Source organism: Aquiflexum gelatinilyticum, from assembly GCF_024741135.1.
GTDB lineage: Bacteria > Bacteroidota > Bacteroidia > Cytophagales > Cyclobacteriaceae > Cognataquiflexum > Cognataquiflexum gelatinilyticum.
Window position 1 is genome coordinate 1 of record NZ_JANSUY010000032.1, and the last position, 4,574, is coordinate 4,574.

3 protein-coding genes and 1 tRNA gene are annotated in these 4,574 nt (G+C 38.3%); 2 read left to right on the top strand and 2 right to left on the bottom strand.

The annotated features are described in order from the left end of the window. Positions 1 to 11: 11 nt before the first annotated feature. A tRNA-Leu gene (locus NU887_RS20855) sits at positions 12 to 93 on the top strand. 20 nt (positions 94 to 113) lie between these two features. On the opposite strand, the gene NU887_RS20860 is transcribed toward NU887_RS20855, so the two are convergent. After that, positions 114 to 1,205, bottom strand: coding sequence for an AI-2E family transporter (locus NU887_RS20860; RefSeq protein ID WP_258425328.1), 1,092 nt, complete (start codon positions 1,203 to 1,205; stop codon positions 114 to 116). Positions 1,206 to 1,260: 55 nt separating this feature from the next. Beyond that, on the bottom strand, positions 1,261 to 2,016 hold the full coding sequence (locus tag NU887_RS20865) for an NUDIX hydrolase (protein ID WP_258425329.1): 756 nt from the start codon (positions 2,014 to 2,016) through the stop codon (positions 1,261 to 1,263). Between the two features lie 370 nt (positions 2,017 to 2,386). Here NU887_RS20865 and NU887_RS20870 point away from each other — a divergent pair, with 370 nt between their 5' ends. Beyond that, positions 2,387 to 4,489 carry a M28 family peptidase gene (locus tag NU887_RS20870; protein ID WP_258425330.1) on the top strand — a complete coding sequence of 701 codons (2,103 nt, stop codon included), beginning with the start codon at positions 2,387 to 2,389 and terminating at the stop codon, positions 4,487 to 4,489. The last annotated feature ends 85 nt before the right edge of the window (positions 4,490 to 4,574 follow it).

Genomic DNA, 4,574 nt, shown 5'->3' on the forward strand with positions numbered 1-4,574 from the left:
TTATTATTGATGCGCACGTGGCGAAATTGGTAGACGCACTGTCTTCAGGTGGCAGCGCCATTAGGTGTGGAAGTTCGAGTCTTCTCGTGCGCACAAAAACAAAAAAGAGGCTCTTAAGCCTCTTTTTTGTTTTTAACTTTTTTCAAAAACAGCTTCCAAAAATTTTCATTTTTTTCATTTATCGGAAATTTATCCCCAAGTAAGTAGCCATATGGCTCCAATGAAGGAATCCTATCAAAAGTTATTTTCAGAACACCCATCAATGGAATAAACAAAATCATTCCTGAAACGCCCCACAAACTCCCCCCGATAAGGATAGCCAATATCACCACCATCGTGTTGACCTTGACCTTGGAACCCACAATAACCGGAGTGATTAAATTGTTTTCAGTGAGTTGAATAATCCAAAGCATAAATAAGGTAATAAATGGGTAAAACAGGTTATCTGTAGTCAACAAAACATAAAAAACAACCAAGAAAGAACTGAGTATCACCCCAACATAAGGGATTAGATTCATGACTGCGATGAAAACTGCAAATAGCAGGTAGTATTTGATCCCAAGGAAATAAAAAACCACGCCTGACATTACCGATACAATTCCCGTCACGATGACCATGCCCACAAGATATGATTGAATGACCTTTCCTGAATCCTCTATCCAATTCAAAATCGAATTATTATCATTTCCTGAGACTTTCTTTAAAAACTCCATAAAGAAATCAGTATAATAAAGCATCAAAAAAATAAATAATGGTATGATGCCCGCCAATGTCAGAGATTTAACTGTTTCCCTCAAAGTTGTATTTAGGCTTTCCGGGGTAAAAATGTCGCTTATCTCAGGCATGGACATCCCTTCAAAACCGATCTTTCCGCCAAGGTCTGCGAAATACAATGAAATTTTTTTGTTGAACGAGTCACTTATCTCAGGAATGTCCAAAATCAAATTTACAACTTGGTTGATCAAAGTATAAAAAACCAATAAGGCAACAGCGGAAATCAAAACAATTGTCAAGGTGATGGCTAATCCCCGTGGAATCCTTTTTTCCTCAAACCAATTAGAAATAGGAAACAGAGAAAATGCGAAAAAAACTCCCCATACTAAAGGTATGATGATGAAAGAACCGACTTTTAAAATCCAAAAAACGACAACGATAATAAACAGCAAATATGCTGTTTTTTGGATCTGATGTGTTGAAGATGCCATTTGAGGTGATTTTTAATCAATTTAAAGATTTTATTATCCAATTCCATAAATACTATTAGATAATAAACAAACCACCACCTTCCAATATTTGCTGGTACTTCACCTTGTCAAACATGTACAAATTGGGGGATTTGTGGGCCAATCCTTTCTTTACTTCATTAAGCTTGATCACAATTCCTGAATTAAGAATTTTCTTTTGAAAATTACGGGGATCAATTTTACTTCCCAAAATGGCCTCATACATCCTCATCATTTCCGGCATAGTAAATTTTTCGGAAAGTAGGTTGTACCCTACGGGCTGGTAACTTAATTCCAACCTTAAAGAATGCAAGGCTTTTTTTAAAATCTCATTGTGGTCAAACAACAATTCCGGAACTTCCTCCAAAATCCACCATTGGCACTCGTCTGTAAACTGATCGGGATTGGGAAAAACCTCAGCGTAATCTACCAAAGCATAATAGCCTATAGAAATAGCTCTGTCATACCATGATTCAGGATCGATAACATGGGAAAGTTTAGAGATAATCTTTTGATTATCATACCTTTCAATTTTTCCAAAAGTATGAAATTGCCTCAAAAATATTTGGCCTAAACCAGTCCTTTCCTGCAAAATCCGGATTGCTGCATTGTCAATATCTTCACTTTGCCTGATTAATCCACCCGGCAAACTCCAATATTCAGTCCCTTTCCATTTTAACAAAAGCACTTTTAATGTTCCGTCATTGAATCCGAAAATGACACAATCCAATGAAAGTTGCGGAAATACCTCCTCATTGTCAAAGTCTTTATTGCTTGGTCTCTTTTTTGGCATATCGTTAATTTAAAGTCATCATGTACAATTTACACAATGATTTCAATTAATTTTTTATATTTGAAACTCAATTTATTACATGTCATCTGATTGAATCATACGGAACAATCCTTTGATTCAAATTCAAATAAATAACCCAATTGCTACAGATACAAGGTTGCTTAAAAAATCAATCAGTTCTATGAATTTTAAATTTATTAAGCCAAATTGAACTTAAACTATTCAAAAACCCCCTGATGTTTCGTTAGGGGGTTTTTTATTTATATCCAAAATCAATAAAAGCAAATATCAACCTTTCAACATTTATAAGCCTTTTCATTTTAAGGTTTGGATATATTTGTAAACAGGTGAATTCCAAAAAACATATTCTATGAAGAAACATTACTTACTGACATTTATTTTGGTCGGTTTGTTAGCCATTCAGCTACATTCCCAAACATTAGATGGTTATTCCAAAAATTCCGTAACAAAACAATTGGATTTTGAAAAGCAGTTCAAAGAGACTGTTGACTTTAGCAGGTTCAGGATCCATTTGGAAGCTATCACGTCCGAACCTCATGTCGCAGGCACAGCCGCCAATGAAAAAGTGAAAGATTATATGGTCGAATCAATGAATAAATCAGGATGGGATGTCAATGTTTACCCTTATGATTTGTATTTGTCCAAAGGACCGGGAGAATCACTCGTGGAACTTGTCACACCCGTCAGGCAGCCCTTAAACCAACAGGAAAATATCCTTTCGGAGGATCCCTATTCTTCCAATCCAAATCTCTGGAAAGGTTGGAATGCATTTTCAGGAAGCGGAGATGTGACCGCTGAGGTCGTATATGCAAACTATGGCACCAAAGCTGACTTTGAAAAATTAAAAGATTTGGGCATTGATATCACAGGCAAAATTGTCCTTGCCAGATATGGAGGAAACTTCAGGGGGTACAAGGCCAAATTCGCAGAGCAATATGGAGCAGCAGGATTGATCATCTTTACTGATCCTGTAGATGCAGGATATATGAGAGGTCCGGTATATCCTGAGGGTACTTTTTATGACGAAAGCTCCATCCAAAGAGGTTCTTTACTGACAGTAGATTGGACAGGAGATGCGCTGACACCATTTGAGCCTGCACTTCCCCTCGATGGAAAAACCAAAATCAAAAGATTGGATCCTTCCGAAGTTAAAGGATTACATACCATTCCTGTCACTCCCATTTCTTATGGCTCAGCCAAAGAAATCATAGGTAAAATGAAAGGAAAAGCTGTTCCTGCCGGTTGGCAGGGAGGCTTACCTTTTACATATAGATTAGAGGGAGGCAAAGAGCTTACAATAAGATTGAAAGTCCAGCAGGAAAAAGGCATGACAAGGGCCAACAATGTTGTCGGAACATTGAAAGGTGAATTGTATCCTGACGAATGGATTATCCTAGGCTGCCATTATGACGCTTGGGGTTTTGGTTCAACTGATCCCAACTCTGGAACGGCTATGCTTTTGAGTATGGCCGAAACGATGGGAAAAATGGCCAAAGAGGGAAAAAGACCAGCTAGATCCATACTGATCGCACATTGGGATGCCGAAGAACATGGCGTAATCGGATCTACAGAATGGGTTGAGCAATTCCGTGATGAATTGGGAGCAAAAGCTGTCGCCTACATCAATCTGGATGCAGCTGTTTCCGGAAAGTATTTTGGAACTGCTGCTTCACCTACTTTGAAAAAAGTAATCATGGAATCAGCAAAGCAGGTAGCCTATCCTGATTCTGCCAAGACAGTTTATGAAGTTTGGGCAGCAGGCAAGCCAGAACCGAGTATAGGAAATTTAGGTGGGGGCTCTGACCATATCGCATTTTATATGCATGTTGGTGTACCTTCAATCAGTGGCGGTTCAAGTGGACCATCTTTGTACCATACCAATTATGATGACCTTCACTTCTACAAAAAATTTGCTGATCCAACTTTCAAAATGGGAGGCACTGTGGAGCAAGTGATCGGAATCATGGCCCTCAGATTGGCCAATGCGGAGATCATTCCTTATGAAGCTTCAAGGTATTCCAAGGACTTGGCTACCCATTTTGAGAATGCAGAGAAAAACGTGAAAACCTACAATAAAGATTTCAAAGGTTTTGAAAAATCAAAAGCAGCTGTTGAAGCTTTAAAAACAAGTGCGGAAGCTTTGGACAGCAAAATCTCCTCAATTTTGGCAGGCAGCCAATTGGATTCCAAAAAGATTAAAGCCATCAACAAAGACTTGATTGCTTTGGAAAAAAGCTTCATTGACCCAAAGGGCATGTATTATGGAAACTGGTACAGGTCATTATATGCATCCACCGATCCATTTAGCGGTTATGCATCATGGATGCTTCCGGGTATACAATATGAAACTGAAATGAAATCTTCAGAAAGGTTGTCGGAATGGGATGACCGCTACAGCAAAGCCATCCTCGACCTCAAGTCCAAAATGGATACGCTTCTTAAAAATCTTTAATTCCAAAAAACAAAAAAACCGGCATTGGCCGGTTTTTTTGTGGTAATGTGGTCAAAAATAGTTGGTGACTTTTACTAAAAAATTT